The sequence below is a fragment of the Microcoleus sp. B4-C1 genome (genome assembly GCF_036705285.1).
GTDB lineage: Bacteria > Cyanobacteriota > Cyanobacteriia > Cyanobacteriales > Microcoleaceae > Microcoleus.
Window position 1 is genome coordinate 1 of record NZ_JAUBUC010000184.1, and the last position, 3,459, is coordinate 3,459.

Genomic DNA, 3,459 nt, shown 5'->3' on the forward strand with positions numbered 1-3,459 from the left:
TAGGAACAGGCTTTTCGGCCTGTTCCACAAGAAAATTCACTCTTTGTGGAACAGGCCGAAAAGCCTGTTCTTGAGAATGGTGCAAGAGCTCAGTTTTAACACGCTTTGCGATCGATAACTCCTGACTCGTGTTCAATAATGAATCCGTCTATCCGTGACTTCCGTGTCCTCCCTTTCTTCAACCACACCTAAAATTTGCAAAATGTCAAGGGATTCGATCGACTTTTCCCCACCTTAGCCACCAAGTCCCAAACCAGATTTAGCGCCGCAAATAATTCCCCAAATCTCTTGCCACAAACGGCCACATCCGTTGTAATATAGATGTAAGTCACAGCCCGTTAAAGTAATCAACAAACAATTAAGCCGCTCAATATATTCACGCTCCAACGAGCGCTGAGTTGTATTTAGCGTGCCTATTAAAGAGCGATCGAAGCTCCTCACACACCCCCAATATTCAGGAAGAATAATGCCATCAATATCCGCCAACGATGTAGACGTAGCAGAGCAATATTGGCACTACCTAGAAATATCCAAGGTTGCAACTATCTTAGAAACCAACCTGGAAAGCGGTTTAGAACCGACAGAAGCCAACCATCGCCAACAGAAATTCGGGCCCAACGAACTAACAGTTAAAGCAGGGAAACCAGCCTGGTTAAAATTTATCCTGCAATTTAACCAACCCCTCCTGATCATCTTGCTGAGTGCAGGTTTAATCAAAGCCGTGATCGGAGAATGGCTAAACGCTAGCGTAATTTGGGGCGTAACAACCACCAACGCTACTATTAGTTTCATCCAAGAAGCTGGAGCCGAGAAAAAAATTGAAGCCCTCGCCCAAGCTGTCACCACCGAAGCCACAGTCATTCGGGGCGGCAAAAAATTAAGAATTCCCTCCAAAGAACTCGTTGTCGGCGACTTAGTAACCCTGACTTCCGGCGACAAAGTACCGGCAGACTTGCGCTTAGTGAAAGTCCGCGACTTGCAAATCGACGAATCGGGACTCACCGGGGAATCAGTTGCTGTCGAAAAAGAATTAGGACAATCTGGAGATATAGTTCTGCCAAAAGAAACGCCACTAGCAGAACGGGATAACATGGCCTATGCCGGCAGTTTTGTCACTTTTGGCCAAGGTAGCGGCATCGTAATTGCGATCGCCAATAAAACCGAAACCGGCAAAATCTCCCAACTATTAGATCGGCACATCGATCTCACCACCCCCTTAACCCGCAAATTCAACCAATTCAGTCAAAACTGGCTGTTATTCGTGTTGGGAATGGCAACCTTGACCTTCGCAGTCAGATTGGGCAGACCTGTCCCAGAGGGGGTTTCAGCCTTTAAAGAAGCAGTCGAACCCGCAGTCGCGCTGATTGTCGGCGCAATTCCCGAAGGCTTACCCGCCGTCATCACCGTCACCCTAGCCGTAGGCGTTTCCCGGATGGCAAATCGCCACGCGATCGTCCGCAAATTGCCCGCTGTAGAGACCCTAGGCGGCGCTACAGTCATCTGTTCCGACAAAACCGGAACTTTGACGGAAAACCAGATGACGGTGCAAGAAATCTATTCTGGCGGCGAATCCTACTCGGTTACGGGTACGGGATACAGCCCCGAAGGTGAAATTCAACTCAACCAACTGCCAATTACTGTCAGCCAAACTCCAACTTTGCAAGAATGTTTGCAAGCTGGACTCCTTTGCAACGACTCTCAGTTGGAATTTAAAGATGATAATTGGATAGTCGTCGGAGATCCGACAGAAGGAGCGTTAATTACTGTTGCCAAAAAAGCTGATTTGAGCCAGCAAATTTTGTCCAAGTCAATGCAGCGGCTGGATTCAATTCCCTTTGAATCTCAGTTTCAATACATGGCGACGCTGCACCGAACTCCCAGTGGCAAAATTTTGTACGTCAAAGGTTCAGTAGAATCCATTCTCGGCCGCTGCGGTTCCAGTCTCGATACCCAAGGAAATCCGGTAGAAGTCGATCGCGAACAAATCCACCACCAAGTCGATGAAATGGCGCATCAAGGCTTGCGCGTCTTGGCTTTAGCGAAAAAGCCAGTACCCGAAAGCCAAAATTCCGTCGATCATTCGGATTTGGAATCTGGGCTGATTTTCTTGGGACTCCAAGGCATGATCGACCCGCCGCGGGCTGAGGCGATCGCAGCCGTCCAAGCTTGTCAAACCGCCGGCATCCAAGTCAAAATGATTACCGGCGACCACATCGCTACAGCCAAGGCGATCGCCCGCCGCATGGGATTTCGCAAAACTAAACACCACAGGGAACTTGTAGCCTACACCGGTGCTCAACTCGCCGCCATGAGCAAGCAGGAACTCGGCGAAGCTGTAGAAGCCGGCTCAGTTTTTGCCCGCGTCGCCCCCGAACAAAAACTCCGCCTCGTAGAAGCTTTGCAAAATCAAGGCGAAATCGTGGCGATGACGGGAGACGGCGTTAACGACGCGCCGGCGCTGAAACAAGCGGATATCGGTATTGCGATGGGCAGCGGTACGGAGGTTTCTAAGGAAGCCGCTGACATGATTCTTACCGATGATAACTTTGCGTCGATCGAATCTGCTGTCGAAGAAGGGCGATCGGTTTACAAAAATCTGCTCAAAGCAATCAGTTTCATTCTCCCAGTCAACGGCGGAGAATCGATGACAATTTTGCTCAGCACCCTCCTCGGTCGAGAATTGCCGATTTTGTCGCTACAAATTCTCTGGTTGAATATGCTCAACTCAATTACGATGACTGTGCCGCTTGCTTTCGAGCCCAAGTCACCGGGAGTGATGAAACAACAACCGCGATCGGCAAACGAACCTTTGCTGACTCCAAATCGAATCAAGCGAATTATCGCTATTTCTCTTTACAACTGGACTCTGATTTTCGGAATGTTTGAATGGGTGCGTCAAGCGGAGTGGGGAACGATCGAGCTCGCCCGCACAATGGCGATTCAAGCTTTGGTAATGGGGAGAATTTTTTACCTATTGAGCCTCAGCCAGTTGTTGCCTTCTTTGATTGCTAAATTTAGCGGTTCTAAGGAAGAAGTTAGCGGTGCTCCCGCCCTCGGTGTGGGAATTGTCGTGGCGGTGATTTTGCAGATCATCTTTGCTAATTCTCCATTTGTCAATAGCATATTTGAGACGGCTCCGATGAATCTGGATCAGTGGCTGATTTGCTTCGGTGTCGCTCTGCCGATGATCGGTGTTGCTCTCTCCGTCAACCGCTTTGACCCGCCCAACTAATGGAACTTGTAGGTACAGCCATTAGTAATTTCGGCTTTCTCTGTTTCTACTCGTTCTACTCGTTACCAGGCAGAGCCTGGTAACACAGATCCGGAGGCTCTGCCTCCGATTTTCCTGCTAAAATAGCGAGCCTCTTCCTCTGGAAATCGGGGGTGCATCTCACTTTGGCGAATATGTCGCAAAAGGGTTAAAATGGAAAAGCTAGTAAAATTGCCAAAAAATATGAG

Annotated in this window: 1 protein-coding gene; it reads left to right on the top strand. The window is 49.0% G+C overall.

Annotated elements, in window-relative coordinates; translation table 11 throughout:
- Nucleotides 1–466: 466 nt before the first annotated feature.
- Nucleotides 467–3,232, top strand: coding sequence for an HAD-IC family P-type ATPase (locus QUB26_RS31385; protein ID WP_333247012.1), 2,766 nt, complete (start codon nucleotides 467–469; stop codon nucleotides 3,230–3,232).
- Nucleotides 3,233–3,459: the final 227 nt, after the last annotated feature.